17 protein-coding genes are annotated in these 14,143 nt (G+C 63.0%); 14 read left to right on the top strand and 3 right to left on the bottom strand.

Annotated features, from left to right (window positions below; genetic code table 11):
• Both E2K76_RS21080 and E2K76_RS21075 read left to right on the top strand, forming a co-directional pair.
• Positions 1-310, top strand: a 310-nt coding sequence (locus E2K76_RS21080; protein WP_342773655.1) for a transposase, incomplete at its 5' end; no start/stop codon positions are given.
• Positions 255-374, top strand: a complete 120-nt coding sequence (locus E2K76_RS21075) for a transposase (protein WP_342773656.1) — start codon at positions 255-257, stop codon at positions 372-374. The genes E2K76_RS21080 and E2K76_RS21075, both read left to right, overlap by 56 nt.
• Before the next feature lie 322 nt (positions 375-696).
• Here the strand turns inward: E2K76_RS21075 and E2K76_RS17975 are convergent, their stop codons facing one another.
• Both E2K76_RS17975 and E2K76_RS17970 read right to left on the bottom strand, forming a co-directional pair.
• Positions 697-1,485, bottom strand: a complete 789-nt coding sequence (locus tag E2K76_RS17975; RefSeq protein ID WP_136685830.1) for an SDR family oxidoreductase — start codon at positions 1,483-1,485, stop codon at positions 697-699.
• 13 nt (positions 1,486-1,498) lie between these two features.
• A complete protein-coding gene (locus E2K76_RS17970; RefSeq protein ID WP_136685829.1) occupies positions 1,499-2,428 on the bottom strand; it encodes a dihydrodipicolinate synthase family protein in 930 nt (309 codons plus the stop codon).
• Between the two features lie 270 nt (positions 2,429-2,698).
• Here E2K76_RS17970 and E2K76_RS17965 point away from each other — a divergent pair, with 270 nt between their 5' ends.
• The 11 genes from E2K76_RS17965 (at position 2,699) to E2K76_RS17915 (ending at position 12,766) form a co-directional block, all read left to right on the top strand.
• Entirely contained in the window at positions 2,699-3,673 is a 975-nt protein-coding gene (locus E2K76_RS17965) for a TRAP transporter substrate-binding protein (protein WP_136685828.1), read from the top strand.
• Between the two features lie 5 nt (positions 3,674-3,678).
• Positions 3,679-4,233 carry a TRAP transporter small permease subunit gene (locus E2K76_RS17960; protein ID WP_136685827.1) on the top strand — a complete coding sequence of 185 codons (555 nt, stop codon included), beginning with the start codon at positions 3,679-3,681 and terminating at the stop codon, positions 4,231-4,233.
• A complete protein-coding gene (locus E2K76_RS17955) occupies positions 4,233-5,531 on the top strand; it encodes a TRAP transporter large permease (protein WP_136685826.1) in 1,299 nt (432 codons plus the stop codon). Before E2K76_RS17960 ends, E2K76_RS17955 begins: the two co-directional genes overlap by 1 nt.
• A 293-nt stretch (positions 5,532-5,824) precedes the next feature.
• A complete protein-coding gene (locus E2K76_RS17950; RefSeq protein WP_136685825.1) occupies positions 5,825-6,667 on the top strand; it encodes a transporter substrate-binding domain-containing protein in 843 nt (280 codons plus the stop codon).
• 70 nt (positions 6,668-6,737) lie between these two features.
• On the top strand, positions 6,738-7,481 hold the full coding sequence (locus E2K76_RS17945) for an amino acid ABC transporter ATP-binding protein (RefSeq protein ID WP_136685833.1): 744 nt from the start codon (positions 6,738-6,740) through the stop codon (positions 7,479-7,481).
• Positions 7,478-8,167 carry an amino acid ABC transporter permease gene (locus E2K76_RS17940; protein WP_136685824.1) on the top strand — a complete coding sequence of 230 codons (690 nt, stop codon included), beginning with the start codon at positions 7,478-7,480 and terminating at the stop codon, positions 8,165-8,167. The genes E2K76_RS17945 and E2K76_RS17940 overlap by 4 nt, the downstream gene beginning before the upstream one ends.
• A 2-nt stretch (positions 8,168-8,169) precedes the next feature.
• The gene (locus E2K76_RS17935) at positions 8,170-8,835 is read left to right on the top strand and encodes an amino acid ABC transporter permease (RefSeq protein WP_136685823.1); all 666 of its coding nucleotides are present in this window, start codon (positions 8,170-8,172) and stop codon (positions 8,833-8,835) included.
• A gap of 8 nt (positions 8,836-8,843) precedes the next feature.
• Complete coding sequence (locus E2K76_RS17930; RefSeq protein WP_169053379.1) at positions 8,844-9,767, top strand: N-carbamoyl-D-amino-acid hydrolase; 924 nt, start codon at positions 8,844-8,846, stop codon at positions 9,765-9,767.
• Between the two features lies 1 nt (position 9,768).
• Positions 9,769-11,223: a dihydropyrimidinase gene (hydA, locus tag E2K76_RS17925; RefSeq protein ID WP_136685822.1), complete on the top strand. Its 1,455-nt coding sequence runs from the start codon at positions 9,769-9,771 to the stop codon at positions 11,221-11,223.
• Positions 11,220-11,840, top strand: a complete 621-nt coding sequence (locus E2K76_RS17920) for an aspartate/glutamate racemase family protein (RefSeq protein ID WP_136685821.1) — start codon at positions 11,220-11,222, stop codon at positions 11,838-11,840. Before hydA ends, E2K76_RS17920 begins: the two co-directional genes overlap by 4 nt.
• Positions 11,840-12,766 (top strand): LysR family transcriptional regulator, encoded by a 927-nt coding sequence (locus E2K76_RS17915; RefSeq protein WP_136685820.1) that lies wholly within the window; start codon positions 11,840-11,842, stop codon positions 12,764-12,766. The genes E2K76_RS17920 and E2K76_RS17915 overlap by 1 nt, the downstream gene beginning before the upstream one ends.
• A 1-nt stretch (position 12,767) precedes the next feature.
• Here E2K76_RS17915 and E2K76_RS17910 read toward each other — a convergent pair whose 3' ends face one another.
• Positions 12,768-13,181, bottom strand: coding sequence for a VOC family protein (locus E2K76_RS17910; protein WP_136685819.1), 414 nt, complete (start codon positions 13,179-13,181; stop codon positions 12,768-12,770).
• An 88-nt stretch (positions 13,182-13,269) separates the two neighbouring features.
• On the opposite strand from E2K76_RS17910, the gene E2K76_RS17905 reads away from it, so the two are divergent.
• Positions 13,270-14,118, top strand: a complete 849-nt coding sequence (locus E2K76_RS17905; RefSeq protein ID WP_136685818.1) for a LysR family transcriptional regulator — start codon at positions 13,270-13,272, stop codon at positions 14,116-14,118.
• Positions 14,119-14,143 lie beyond the last annotated feature (25 nt).

The raw sequence follows: 14,143 nt of genomic DNA, 5'->3' as shown, positions 1-14,143 counted from the left end.
TGCCATCTGCGACAGCCAAGGGCCGCCAGTCGATCTGTTCGTCACCGCGGGCCAGGTGAGCGAATACATCGGTGCGCGGGCGCTCCTCGGCGGCCTGCCGAAGGTCGACTGGCTGCTTGGGGACCGCGGCTATGACGCCGATTGGTTCCGCGAAGCGTTGCAGGACAAAGGCATACGCGCCTGCATACCCGGGGCGGAAACAACGCAAGGCTCCCCTCAGATACGACAAGCGCCGATACAAACGCCGCAACCGCATCGAGAGCATGTTCGGCAGGCTCAAAGACTGGAGGCGCGTGGCAACCCGCTATGACCGCTGTCCAGAGGTATTCCTCTCAGCCATCGCCCTCGCCGCAACCGTCATCTATTGGTTATGAATCCTGACCCTAGGCTTCAAGAGCTTCAAGTCTGCAGCGTCAACCATCGCGGGGATCGAACTGATGAACATGATCCTCAAGGGGCAGTTTGCAGTCGGACTCTGTCCGAGTGAGCAATTTTCCCAACTCGCCAGTTGAACGCTGAAGCGGCGAAGGGCTGGCAAACTCCATCGGAAAGTTTGCGACAGAACATCGCCCGCTGTGCCTGTCCGCTAGTGCCGCCGTACGCCGTGACTTCAATCCCTCCGTTCTCGATGTCTGACGATCCCGAAGCGCCGGCTCGGGTGACGGCTTCATCTGCGCGATTATTGTGCTTACCCAATTATATCCCGCGGATCATCCCACCATCGCAGCGGACGATAGATCCTGTCACGTAACTGGCGGCGCCGCTTACGAGGAAGGCGGCCACGGCGGCGAATTCCTCGATCAGGCCGTAACGCCCGGCGGGGATCGTTGCGCGCGAGGCCGCTGCAACTTCGGCCTGTGTCATTCCGCTTCGAGCGCCGGCGGCGGCGTCGAGTTCGTCCACGCGATCGGTATGGATACGGCCAGGAACCAGCATGTTCGCCGTTACTCCTTCGCCCGCCACCTCGGCAGCAAGTGTCTTGGACCAGCCGGCAAGCGCCCCGCGCAGGGTATTCGATATGCCAAGGTTTGGGATCGGCTGCTCCACGCCCGACGATCCAAGCGTAAGGATGCGGCCCCATTTTTGTGCTCGCATCTGCGGAAGCAGAGCATGGGTCAAAACAATGAGCGGCTCGACCATCATTCCGAAGCCCGCCTGCCATTGGTCGGGCTGGCTGGCGGCAACGGGACCCGGCGCCGGACCGCCCGAATTGTTCACAAGGATATCGATCCCGCCCATCTTGTCCGCCACGGCATCCACCAGAGTGTCGACGGCGCCTTGCTCCGACAGATCGCAGGTGACCCAATCGGCCCTGCCCGGCCCTGAGCTCGAAAGCGCCTCGGCGGCGGACTGCAACCGCGCTGCGTCCCGTCCGGTTAAAAGCACATGCGCACCTTCGGCGACCAGCGCGCTGGCCACGCCCAAGCCAAGGCCGCGCGACGATGCCAACACGAGGGCGCGGCGGTTTTTCAGTTGAAGATCCATAGTCGTCTCCTTCTCAGCCGATCCGGCGCAGGTGTTGTTCCTGACGTGCGATAAGCAGGTCGATGTCCTTGATGTCCTCGGCGCTCAGTCTCTGTCCCGGCTTTCGCAGCGCATCATGTGCGATGACGCCGCGGCGGGCGAGAATGTGCTTGCGGATCGCCAGACCGAGGCCGGGCTGCTGTTCATAGCGGGCGAAGGGCAGGTAAGCATCGAAAAGGTCCTGCGCCGCATCCGTGCGACCCTCGGCCATCAGTCGGCACACGCCAACCATCATTTCTGGATAGGAAAAGCCGGTCATTGCGCCATCCGCACCACGCACCATCTCCTCGGGCAGGAAGATCCCGCCGTTGCCCGTCAGGATAGAGATGCGGCGGCGGCCCCCGGCCTCGGCCTCGCGCAGCGCCGAAATCTTGGCGAGGCCCGGCCAATCCTCGTGTTTGAGCATTGCGATCGAAGGCACGCCTTCGATGATTCGGCCCAATGCCGCGTTCGAGATCTGCACCCCGGTCGCAAGCGGGAAATCCTGAAGCACTATGGGCACGTCGCTGCCTAGCGCTTCGTCCGCCTGATGGTAATAGTTGATGATCTGGTCATCCGTTCTGAGTGTCATGGGCGGCGTGATCATCACCCCCGCCGCACCCAGATTCATCGCCTGAAGGCCAAGTTCGCGCACGGCGGCAAGGCCGGGGGCCGAAACACCCACCACCACTGGCAGCGCACCGGCACGCGCCAGAACGCGCTCCGTCACCTGCACGGATTCCGCCTGCGTCAGCTTTTGTGCCTCGCCCATCATCCCAAGGATGGTCAGCCCCGTCGCCCCCGCCGACGCATAGAAATCCACAAGTCTATCAAGACTTTCGAAGTCGATCGCGCCGTCGGGCAGGAAAGGGGTGACCGAGATGACATAGACGCCGGTCGCCTTGTTCAATGTGTCGAAGCTCATCCGGAAGGGCCTTTTAGAACTGTGTCGCTATTGTGTACCATTGGTATGCCGGAGCGTCGCGATGTATGTCAATCGGCGCTCCCATGGATTCGCGAGACGTATCTCCACCGCCCAATTGCTATGCATCGGGAGAAGGACTGCATAAATATTTTGCGCATGATTTTAGGTATACGTATGGTATCCTTAAAAACCTGTCCCCGCCGCGTCCGTGTTGTCAGATGCTTCCGGGTCGACAGGACCAACAAAGACAAGCAACGACAGGGAAACGACATGAAACATCACCCCATTGCCTTTTTCGCCGCATTCATGACAGCATCCCCCGCGCTGGCCGAAACTCATTGGGATATGTCGGTCGTCTGGCCCGAGGGGAACTTTCACACACGCAACGCCCAGGCCTTTGCCGAAGGCATTGCCGAAGCGACCGACAGTGCCGTGACCGTGACCGTCCATTCCGGCGGCGCGTTGGGCATCAAAGGCCCCGAGGGAATGGCCGCCGTCCGTGACGGCATCGTTCCCATCGCCGACATCCTGATGAGTCAGCAGGTCGGCGAGAATCCGGCGCTCGGGATCGAAACGCTTCCCTATCTTGCCCCGACATCGCAGGATCTTGCGCTGCTTCATAAATTCTATCGTCCCAAAATCGAAGAGATCGCGGCCGAGATGAACCAGAAGGTGCTCTACATGACCCCGTGGCCCGGTCAGGCCGTGTTCTCGGACAATCCCATCAAAAGTACAGCCGATCTGGCGGGTATGAAGATCCGGGTCGTCGATGCCAATGGGCACAGCTTTTTTGAGGCGCTCGGCGCGGCGCCTGTCCAGATGCCGTGGGGCGAAGTGGTCCCGTCATTGGCCGCGGGAACGATCAATTCCGTGACCACCTCGTCTTCGTCGGGGGTGGACGGGGCGTTCTGGGAATTCATGCAGAACATGAACACCTTCAACTGGCAGGCTTCGTCCAACATCGTGACCGTCAACCTCGATGCGTGGAATGACCTGGAGCCTGAAACCCAAGCTGCCATCGAGGCCGTCGCGGCGGGTATCGAAGGGCAGTTCTGGCTGAATTCCCGCGCCGAGGATGCCCAGAAGATCGCCATGCTGGAAGAGCACGGCGTCATCGTCACCCCTCCCTCCGAAGAGCTGAAGGCCGAACTCATGGCGGTTGCGACCCCGCTCTGGGACGCATTCAAGACGCGGGTTCCGGATGCCGCGCCGGTGATCGACGCCTATCTGGCCGCGCGCGACTGATCGTCATGCGAGATCTTGCTTTGCCCGCGGGCGTCCAAAGGGACGAACCCTTTGCGCGCCTCCTGCGCCCCATCGACCGCGCGACCGAGGCCGCCAACCTCCTCTCCGCGCTGTGCCTTCTGGCGATCTTCGTCCTCGTCGGGGCCGAGATCGTGTCGCGCAACGTTCTGAACCGATCCATTCCCTTCTCATGGGACGTTTCGGCGTTTCTGATGGGGGCCTGTTTCATGCTGGCTGCGGCCAGTGCGTTGAAGGAGGGCAGCCATGTCCGTGTCAGCGGCGTTGCCGATGCGATGTCGCCTCGCGGGTCGCGAATACTGGACGGAGTGGCGGCGGTCGTTGGCCTTGGCATCACTGCCGTCCTGACCGCCGCTTTGACCGAGATGGCGTGGCTGTCCTTCCAACGGGGTTCGACCTCGGCCTCTGTCGTGCGCATCCCGCTTGCCGTGCCGCAGGCGGTGCTGGCCGCGGGATCGCTGCTGCTGACGCTTCAGATCGTGGCGCAGTTGTTGCGCGTGATCGGCGGGGCAAGGCTCGCGCGTGGCGAGGGGATCGAGTGATGGGTATGGTCACCTTTTCGTTGCTTGGGATGATGACGCTGATCCTGGGCGCCGGCGTCTGGATAGGCATCGGCCTTGTTGGGACCGGCATCGGCCTTCTGGCGGTGTTCCGCCCGGCCATGCCCTTCGACAAGCTTCTGGCGCAACAGGCCTTCAACACGCTTACCTCGCCCGAATTGCTGGCACTGCCGCTGTTCATTCTGATGGCAGAGCTGTTGTTCCGCACCCGCATCTCCGAAGCGCTGTTTTCCGGCCTTGCGCCGTGGCTGCGTCGGGTGCCCGGACGGCTCGGACACCTGACCGTGCTGGGCTGCACGCTCTTCGCCTCGGTTTGCGGATCTTCGGCCGCGACCACGGCGACGGTGGGGCGGATCACCGCCAAAGAGCTTCTGGATCGCGGCTATGACCGCGCGCTGGTCACCGGCTCGCTTGCAGGGGCGGGAACGTTGGGGTTCCTGATCCCGCCCTCGACCATCATGATCATTTATGGCGTGATGGCCGAAGAATCGATCCTGCGGCTGTTCATCGCTGGCATTCTGCCCGGATTGATGATCGCGGGCAGCTACTCGGGCTATATCGCCATCCGTGCCCTGCTGAACCCCGCGCTGGTGGGGGCCGCGCCGCCGAAATCGACGTTTCTGGAAAAGCTGATCGCGCTGAAGGATCTGGGGCCGCTGCTGATACTGATCCTTGTCGTGATCGGGTCGATGTATGGCGGCATCGCCTCGCCGACCGAGGCGGCGGCGGTGGGGGTTGCGGGGGCCATCGGCATCGGCTTCTGGCAGCGTACGCTGGATTTCGGCGGTCTGATCGCCTCGGCCCGTTCCGCCGCGAACGGTTGCGCGATGATCGGCATCATCATGGTCGGCGCGATGTTCCTGTCCACGGCCATCGGCTATCTTGGACTGCCGCGTTTCATCGCATCGACCATCGACGGTTGGGGTCTGTCGCCCTTTGCGCTCATCCTTGTGCTGCTGGCGTTCTATATCCTGCTTGGAACGGTGATGGAGGGTCTGGGCTGCATCGTCATGACATTGCCCATCACCCTGCCGCTGGTCGAGGCGGCGGGCTACAGCAAGGTCTGGTTCGGCATCTTCATGGTCATCGTGATCGAAATGGCCCAGATATCGCCGCCCGTGGGGTTCAACCTCAACGTCATCCAGCGCCTGACGGGGGACAGCATCGGGCGCATCACGCGGTCGACCTTCCCGTTCTTCATGATCCTTGCCGCTTTCGTGGTGCTGATCGGGCTGTTTCCGGGAATCGTCGATATCGTCCCGAACCTGATGGCACGGTGACAGGGGTGTGCCGTCCCGTCGGGCGGCACGCCCATGATTTGCGCGGTTTGCCAAAGACGGGCCTGAACCGTCGATCTGACGAACTTTTGCTTACGAAGCCGAATCAAAGCGTTAGCCGATTTTTAAACCTGCCCAAGCTTTGATCCAGCCCACAAAATAGGCGCTAATGTATAAAGCAGGATAATATATCTAATCGTATTATAGCCTGTCTTTATATTGCCGCACCCCTGCCTTGGCGTGCAGAATTGACGGCAAGAGGTCAACGAACCTCGGCCCAACCGACAGGAGAGATCATGAAATTCCGGGTTCTTGCCACCGCGCTTGGCTGCGCGGCCGGCCTGATGACGAATGCCGCAATCGCGCAGGACGGGCTGAAGGTCGCATTGGACGGCACCTTCGCGCCCCATGCCATGCCCAGCCTTTCGGGAGGGATCGAAGGGTTCAACGTCGATCTTGCGAACCTCGTTGCTGAACGGCTGGGAACGACGATCCAGATCGACGCCGCGCAATTCGCGGGCCTCGTTCCCGCGCTCCAGGCAGGCACCTACGATTTCCTCGTCGCCCCCGTCACGGTGAGCGAGGAACGGTCGGCCAATATGCTGTTCACCGAAGGCTTCATGGATACCAACTATGCCTTCGTACAGCTCGCGGGCAGCGGAGCGGGGACGACCATCGAAGATTATCGCGGCAAGACGCTGGCGGTGAACAAGGGCTCGAATTACGAAGCCTATCTGAACGAGAAGGCGGCGGAGCTGGAGCTGACCGTCATGTCCTACGGCACCACCTCGGACGCGGTCGAGGCCGTGATGACGGGCCGCGCCTTTGCGGCACTTGCAGGCCATACAAGCGCGGCATGGGCGGTAAAGCGCAACCCGCGCATGATGCTGGGCGCCGAGATCGCGACCGGATTGGTCTGGGCATTCCCCTTCCGCAAGGACGACGTGGAAAACCGCAACCGCATCGATGCGGTGATTGAATGCCTGAAATCCGACGGATCGCTTGCCGCCCTCTCCGAAAAATGGCTGGGCGTCACGCCCGCCGCTGGCACGACCATCGTCACCCCGACCCCGGGCTACGGCACCCCCGGCTCCGATGGATACGACGACACCCCCCACGAGGTGAGCTGTTCCTTCTGATCCCTCGGCGGTGCCAGCCCCTCGGCACCGTAACCCGACAAATCTGCGAGGCACCATGGCACAGACGCCGATGCTGGAAATCACCGCGCTGGAAAAGCGCTTCGGAACTGTCGAGGTTCTGCGGAGCATTGACCTGAAGGTCGGACGGGGCGAACTGGTCTTCGTCATCGGTCCGTCCGGTTCGGGCAAATCCACCATGCTGCGCTGCTGCAATCGGCTGGAGGAGCCGACCTCGGGCTCCATCTTCATCGACGGGCGCAACATCGTGAACTGCCCCGCCGCCGAGTTGAACCGCCTGCGGCTTCAAACGGGAATGGTGTTCCAAGGCTTTCATCTCTACCCGCATATGAGCGTGGTAAGGAACGTCATGCTGGCGCAGATCAAAGCGCTGAAGCGAGACAAGGTTACCGCCCGCACCCGCGCGATGGACATGCTGGATCGTGTCGGCCTTGCCCACAAGGCGGACGCCATGCCGAGCGAGCTTTCGGGCGGCCAGCAACAGCGCGTCGCCATCGCCCGCGCCCTTGCGCTGAACCCGAAGGTGATGCTGTTCGACGAGCCGACCTCGGCGCTGGATCCCGAACTCGTCGGGTCGGTCCTGAAGGTGATGAAAGACCTGCGCGCCGAAGGGATGACCATGTTGGTCGTCAGTCACGAGATGGCCTTTGCGCGCGAAGCCGCCGACCGCGTCGTCTTCATGGATGGCGGCGTCGTGGTCGAACAGGGCCCGCCCGAGGCGATCTTCGGCAACCCGCAACATGACCGCACCCGCGCCTTCCTGTCGCGCGTCTCGCACCATGCGGGGGCGGAATGAACGCACCTGCCGGATTCCAACGTTTTGTCGAAGTGTTCTTTGACGGCGCGATCATCGACCGTTACCTGCCGGACCTTTTGTCGGCGATGGTCACGACGCTTTGGCTGGGGGCAATCATCATCGTGACAGGCGTCGCGGTCGGGCTCGTGCTGGCCTGTCTTCGCAGCCTGCAGGTCTGGTGGCTTACAGTTCCCATCGTGATGTTCGCGGACATCCTTCGCGCGCTGCCGCCGCTGGTTCTGATCCTGATCTTCTATTTCGGGCTGCCCGGGCTTGGTGTGATGATGTCGGGGCCACTGGTCCTGTTCATCGTGCTGGCCGCCGTTCTGGCTGCGTTCTGCGAGGAGATATTCTGGGCCGGCCTGACCGCCCTGCCCCGCGGCCAGTGGGAAGCGGGGCGCGCCACCGGCATGTCCTTCGCGCAGACGCTGATTTGGGTCGCGCTGCCGCAGGCGGTCCGGATGGGCGTGCCGTCGCTGGTCAACCGATCGCTGGCCATCACCAAGATGACGGCGCTTGGATCGGTCATCGGGGTCAAAGAGGTTCTTGCGGTGTCGTCATCGGCGCAGGCGATGTCCGGGTCGGCAACGCCGCTGACCATGGCCGCCGCCGCCTACCTCGCGATCTTCCTGCCCGCGGTCATTCTTGCCCGCTGGCTTGAACGCCGCTTCAGCTGGAAGGTGTAACGATGCCCGGTATCATGGAGATGTTCTTCAACCTCGACATCATGGCGCAGGCTTGGCCGCTGTTGCTGCAAGGGCTGTGGATGACCCTGCGCCTTTGCTCGGTGGTAATCGGGCTGGGGCTGGTCGGGGGATTGCTTCTGGCGCTGGCCGCCACCAGTCCGCGCCGCTGGCTGTCATGGCCGGTGATGGCGCTGATCGACCTGATGCGCGCCCTGCCGCCCCTGGTGCTGCTGATCTTCGTCTATTCCGGCATTCCCTTCGCGGGGGTCGAGATGTCGCCCTTCGTGGCCGTCGCGGTCGCCTTTCTGCTGAACAACTCGGCGTATTATGCCGAGGTGTATCGCGCCGGGCTGCAAAGCGTGCCCGCCGGACAATCGGAAGCCGCACGCGCTACGGGCCTGAGCAAGGCGCAGATGCTGGGCCACGTCGTCATCCCGCAGGCCGTCCGCAACGTTTTGCCCGACCTTCTGTCGAACACGATCGAAGTGGTGAAGCTGACCTCGCTCGCCTCGGTCGTGTCGCTGTCCGAGCTTTTGTATCAGGCCAACATGGCCCGGTCCGTCACCTACAACTCATCCCCGCTGGTTCTGGCCGCGGCGATCTATCTGGTCCTGCTGTGGCCGATGGTGCGCCTTGTCAGCCGGTATCAGCGCAAACTCGCACTCTAGGAGAAGACATGAAGATGATCGTTGCCGGCGCCCAGATCGGCGGTATCCAAAAGGACGAGCCGCGCGAGGCAGTCGTGTCGCGCATGATGGCGTTGATGGAACAGGCGCATCAAAAGGGAGCCGAATTCGTCATTTATCCCGAAATGACCCTGACGACGTTCTTTCCGCGCTTCTATGTCGAGGATCGCGCCGCATTCGACCATTGGTTCGAAACCCAGATGCCGAACGCCGCGACGCAGCCGCTATTCGATCTGGCCCGTCGCCTGGAGATCGGATTTACTTTCGGGTATTGCGAACTGACGCCAGAGGGGCTGCATTACAACACGTCGATCACCGTATCGCCCGAGGGCGAGATCGTGCTGAAATATCGCAAAACCCACCTGCCCGGCCACACCGAATACGAGGCCGAACGCAGCCACCAGCATCTGGAGAAACGCTATTTCCTGCCCGGCGACACGGGGTTCAACGTGGTGCGGAACCAGGGGGTCGTTATGGGCATGGCGATCTGCAATGACCGGCGCTGGCCCGAGGCGTGGCGCGTGCTGGGTCTGCAAGGGGTCGAACTGGTGACGATCGGTTATAACACCCCTAGCCAGAACAACCTTTCGGCGGAAGAGGGGATCGAGCGGCGCGTCTATCACCATGAACTTTCCGTCTGCGCGGGGGCGTATCAAAACTCCACCTATGCCGTTGCCGTCGCGAAATGCGGGATGGAAGATGGAAACCACATGTTCGCCGGATCGATCATCGTCGATCCCGACGGTTACGTGATCGCCCGCACGACCGGCGAGGGAGACGAGGTCATCGTTGCGGAATGCGATTTCGACAAATGCGCCTTCGGAAAGCAGACCGTGTTCAACTTCGCTGCCCATCGCCGCACGGAACATTACGGGCGCATCACCGCGCAAACCGGCATGAAGATCGAGGTCTGAGATGTTCGACACCGTCATCCACTCCGGCACGGTCGTCACGGCGTCGGATACGTTCCGCGGCGATATCGGCATCAAGGACGGACGCATCGCCGCCGTTGCCGAACGGATCGAGGGCGGCACCCGCCGCATCGATGCGGGCGGACGGCTGGTGCTGCCCGGCGGGATCGAGGCGCATGCCCATATCGCGCAGGAAAGCTCTGCCGGAGTGATGACGGCGGACGACTATTACAGCGGCTCGGTGTCGGCGGCGTTCGGAGGCAACTCCAGCTTCATCCCATTCGCGGGGCAGCATCGCGGGCAGTCGGTGGATGATGTGCTGGCGACATACGATGCGCGGGCCCAGCGGTCGGTGCTGGATTACAGCTATCACCTCATCATCTCGGACCCGACCGAGGCGGTGCTGCACGACCAGCTTCCCCGCGCTTTCAAACGCGGGATCACCAGCTTCAAGGTCTTCATGACCTACGATCTGATGAACCTTGGCGACGGCGGGATGCTGGACATCCTGACGGTCGCCAAGGAACACGGCGCGATCACCATGGTCCATGCCGAAAACAACGACATGGTCAAATGGATGAACCGCCGTCTGGCGCAGCAAAACCTGACCGCGCCGAAATACCACGCCATCAGCCGCCCCGAACTGGCCGAGGAGGAGGCAATCAACCGCGCCATCAGCCTTGCCAAACTGGTCGATGCGCCGCTGTTCATCGTGCATGTCTCCACTGCCGGTGGCGCCGCCATCGTCCAGCGCGAAAAACTGGCGGGCACCAAGCTGTTCGCGGAAACCTGTCCGCAATATCTGGCGCTGACCCGCGAAGATCTGGACCGACCGGGGATGGAGGGGGCAAAGTTCATGTGCTCGCCCCCCGTGCGCGACCGCGCGACCCAAGACGCGCTGTGGCGGCATATCCAAAGCGGCACGTTCGAAAGCGTCAGCTCCGACCATGCCCCCTATCGTTTCGACGCCAGCGGCAAGTTCACCGCAGGGCCGGACGCTCCCTATCCCAAGATCGCGAACGGGATGCCAGGGATTGCCGCGCGCCTGCCCTATCTGTTCTCGGAAGGCGTGGCCAAGGGGCGGATCACACTGCAACAATTCGTGGCGCTGTCTGCGACCAATGCAGCCAAGACATTCGGGATGACGCAGAAGGGGTCCATCGCGCCGGGCATGGATGCCGACATCGCGATCTGGAACCCGGACACGACGCGCCTCGTCACGCTGGCCGATCAGCACGACAATATGGATTTCACCCCGTTCGAGGGGATGGAGTTGACCGGCGTTCCGGAAGTCGTGCTCAACCGGGGCCATGTGATTGTCGAGGATGGCCAGCTTCGCGCGACCGAAGGGCAAGGACGTTTCGTGCCCCGCGCCACTGTCGATCTGACCGGCAAGCGCGGGTATCTTGCCAAGGAGCTGGACCCCGCACAGAACTTTGGCGCAAGGATCGCGCCATGATTCTGGTCATCAACCCCAATTCCTCCGAAGGCGTGACACAGGGGCTTCGCGACGCGCTGGCCCCCTATGGACCCTCGTTCGACTGCGTGACGCTGGCGGGCAGTCCCGCCACCATCGCCTCGGCAGAGGATGTGGCGCGGGCGGGCCTGCGCGTTCTGGACATCGCGCGCGAAAGGCAGGTACGGGCCATCATCACCGCCTGTTTCTCGGACCCCGGCCTCGATCTGATGCGGGCCGAAGGGATGACCGCCTTCGGCATTCAGGAATGCGGCATCCTGACCGCGATGGCCCGCGCCGACCGTTTCGGGATCATCGCGCTGTCGCCCAGATCCATCCCGCGCCATATGTCGAAGATGCGGCAGATGGGCGTGATCGGCCGTCTGGCGGGCGAGGTCGGCCTGTCAGGCGTGTCGGCGCTGGATGCGGGCACCTCGGAGGCCGTGCTGCAAGAAACGAAGGAGGCCGGGCGCAGGTTGGTGGACATGGGTGCAGGGGCGATCGTGCTTGGCTGCGCGGGTTTCGCACCACGCCGCCAGTTGCTGGAGCAGGAACTTGGCGTTCCCGTCATCGATCCGGTGCAGGCCGCGGCCGTCATGGCGCTTGGCGTGATGGCCTGATGCCGCCCCGGTCCGGCAACCTGCCCGACGTCTCGCTGCGGCTTCTGGAGATTTTTGCCGCGATGATGCGCTGTTCCACCACGGTGGAAACGGCGGATGTGCTGAAGATCTCGCAGCCTGCCGTGTCGTCCGGTCTGCGCCAGCTTGAGGCGCAGCTTGGCATGACGTTGTTCGAACGGGCCGCGCGCCGCCTGACCCCCACCGCCGAGGCACGCGAACTGTATGAGGAGATCCGCCCGATCTTCAGCCTGATGCGCGGCTTTTCCCAGCGGGCGCGCGACATGAAGCTGGGGTTGGCCGGGCGGCTCCGCATCATCTCCACCCCGCCACTCGGCCATTCCATAGCCCCGCAGGCGTTGCGCCGTCTGCTTCGGAACGGGCCGGGCGTGTCGATCAGCTTCGACGTCCGCCGGCTGGAACATGTGGTCGATGCCGTGCATTCCGGACTTGCCGATGTCGGCCTCGCGCTGTCGCAGGATCGGATGGAACATGTAAACATGGACGTGCTGCACCGCTCGCACATGGTCGCGCTGGTTCCCGCAGACGGGCCGCTGGCGGCGTTGCCCCATGTGACCCCCGCCGACCTTTCGCCCTGTTCGATGGTCGGGCTGGAGCAGGAATCCAACCTTGGCCAGCTCGTCCGTTCCGCATTCGAGCAGGCAGGCGCACCCTATGCCCCCGAGGTCGAGGTGCGATACTGCCAGACGGCGGCGATTCTGGCCGCGCACGAACTTGGCGCGACCGTCGTCGATCCATTCTCGGCGCGGGCGCAGTCGTCACCCCTGCTGGTGGAACGCCCATTCCTTCCGTCGTGCGAGGTGCGGGCGGTCCTTTTCACCCGTAAAGGGGTGCCACATACCGGGCTGATGCACAGTTTCATCGCCCAGCTGCGGACCTGTCTTGCGGAATTTTCCGCCCTTCGATGAGCTATTTTGCGAAGACGCCGTCGAAATCGGCAAAGCCCTTGATTTCGACGGGGTTGCCGGCAGGGTCGAAGAAGAACATCGTGCGCTGCTCGCCCGGCTCGCCTTCGAACCGCACGACGGGGGGGATGTCAAAGGCGACGCCGTTCGCCGCCAGCCGGTCCGCCAGCGCCTTCCAGTCGTCCAAGCGCAGCACCGCACCCATATGCGGCATCATCACCATGTGATCCCCGACCTTGCCAGTGCGGGTCGTCTCGAACGGTTTGCCAAGGTGGAGCGAGAGCTGATGGCCGAAGAAATCGAAATCGACCCAGGTGTCGGTCGAACGGCCTTCCTCGCAACCAAGAATATCGCCGTAGAAGCGGCGCGCTTCGTCCAGATCGGTGACGTGGATGGCAAGGTGGAAGACGGACTGCATGCAAGGCTCCTGTAATGTTGCGCCTTTGCTAACGCCGCCCTAGAGAAGGGAAAAGCGTATTATTTCTTTCCTGAGCATCGAAAAAACTATGGATACCCGCTTTCTTGAAAGCCTGATGACGGTGGCGCGGCTTGGCTCCATCGTCGGGGCGGCACGGGTGCAGGGCCTGACGCCCGCCGCCATCAGCCAGCGCATCCAGGTGCTGGAACAGGAGATCGGCGCCCCCCTTTTGCTGCGGCGGGCCAATACGGCCAGCCCGACGCAGCTTTGCCTCGATCTGTTGCCGATGATGGAGCAGATGGTAGATCTGCGCGCGGGCCTGCGGCAGGCGGCCGATCCGGGGACGGCTGCGGGCATCCTGCGGTTAGGCGCGATCTCTACCATGCTCAGCGGGCTTGTGCCTCGGCTTTTGCCTGCGCTGCGCGGCATCGCGCCGCAGATCGAGGTGCGGATCGAACCGGGCAGTTCCGCCGCGCTTTACGAGGCGCTGCGCGAGGGGCGGCTGGATGCGGCGCTGATCGTTGCACCGCCGGACGGCCCGTCGCCGGGCATCACCCTCCAACCGTTGCACGAGGAGCCGTTATGCCTTCTCGCCCCTCAAGGCGCGTCCCACCTGCCCTTGGCCGATCTGTTCCGCCAGATGCCGCTGATCGCCTATGATCCCCGGTCATGGGGCGGGCGCCTTGCGGAAAGATACCTGCAAGACCGCGACATCCACCCCGCGCGCTTTTGCACGCTGGACGGATTGGAGGCGATTTCCAGCCTTGTCGCCAGCGGGATCGGGGCATCCATCGTGCCGCGCTGGCTGGGATTGCAGGGGGGCGCACCGTTGCCGGATGCGGCTGCCTATGCCCGCCGGATCGTTCTGGCAAGTCCGGCGCGGCCCGCACAGCCTGCAAATCAGGCAGCGTTGATGCAAAGTCTGAAAGAGTCGTAGAAAACCCTTGCAGCCTCGGTATACC

Source organism: Falsirhodobacter xinxiangensis (genome assembly GCF_004959935.1).
Lineage (GTDB): Bacteria > Pseudomonadota > Alphaproteobacteria > Rhodobacterales > Rhodobacteraceae > Falsirhodobacter > Falsirhodobacter xinxiangensis.
Note: the sequence above shows the minus strand (reverse complement) of the source record. Positions and strands in the feature narration are given on the sequence as shown.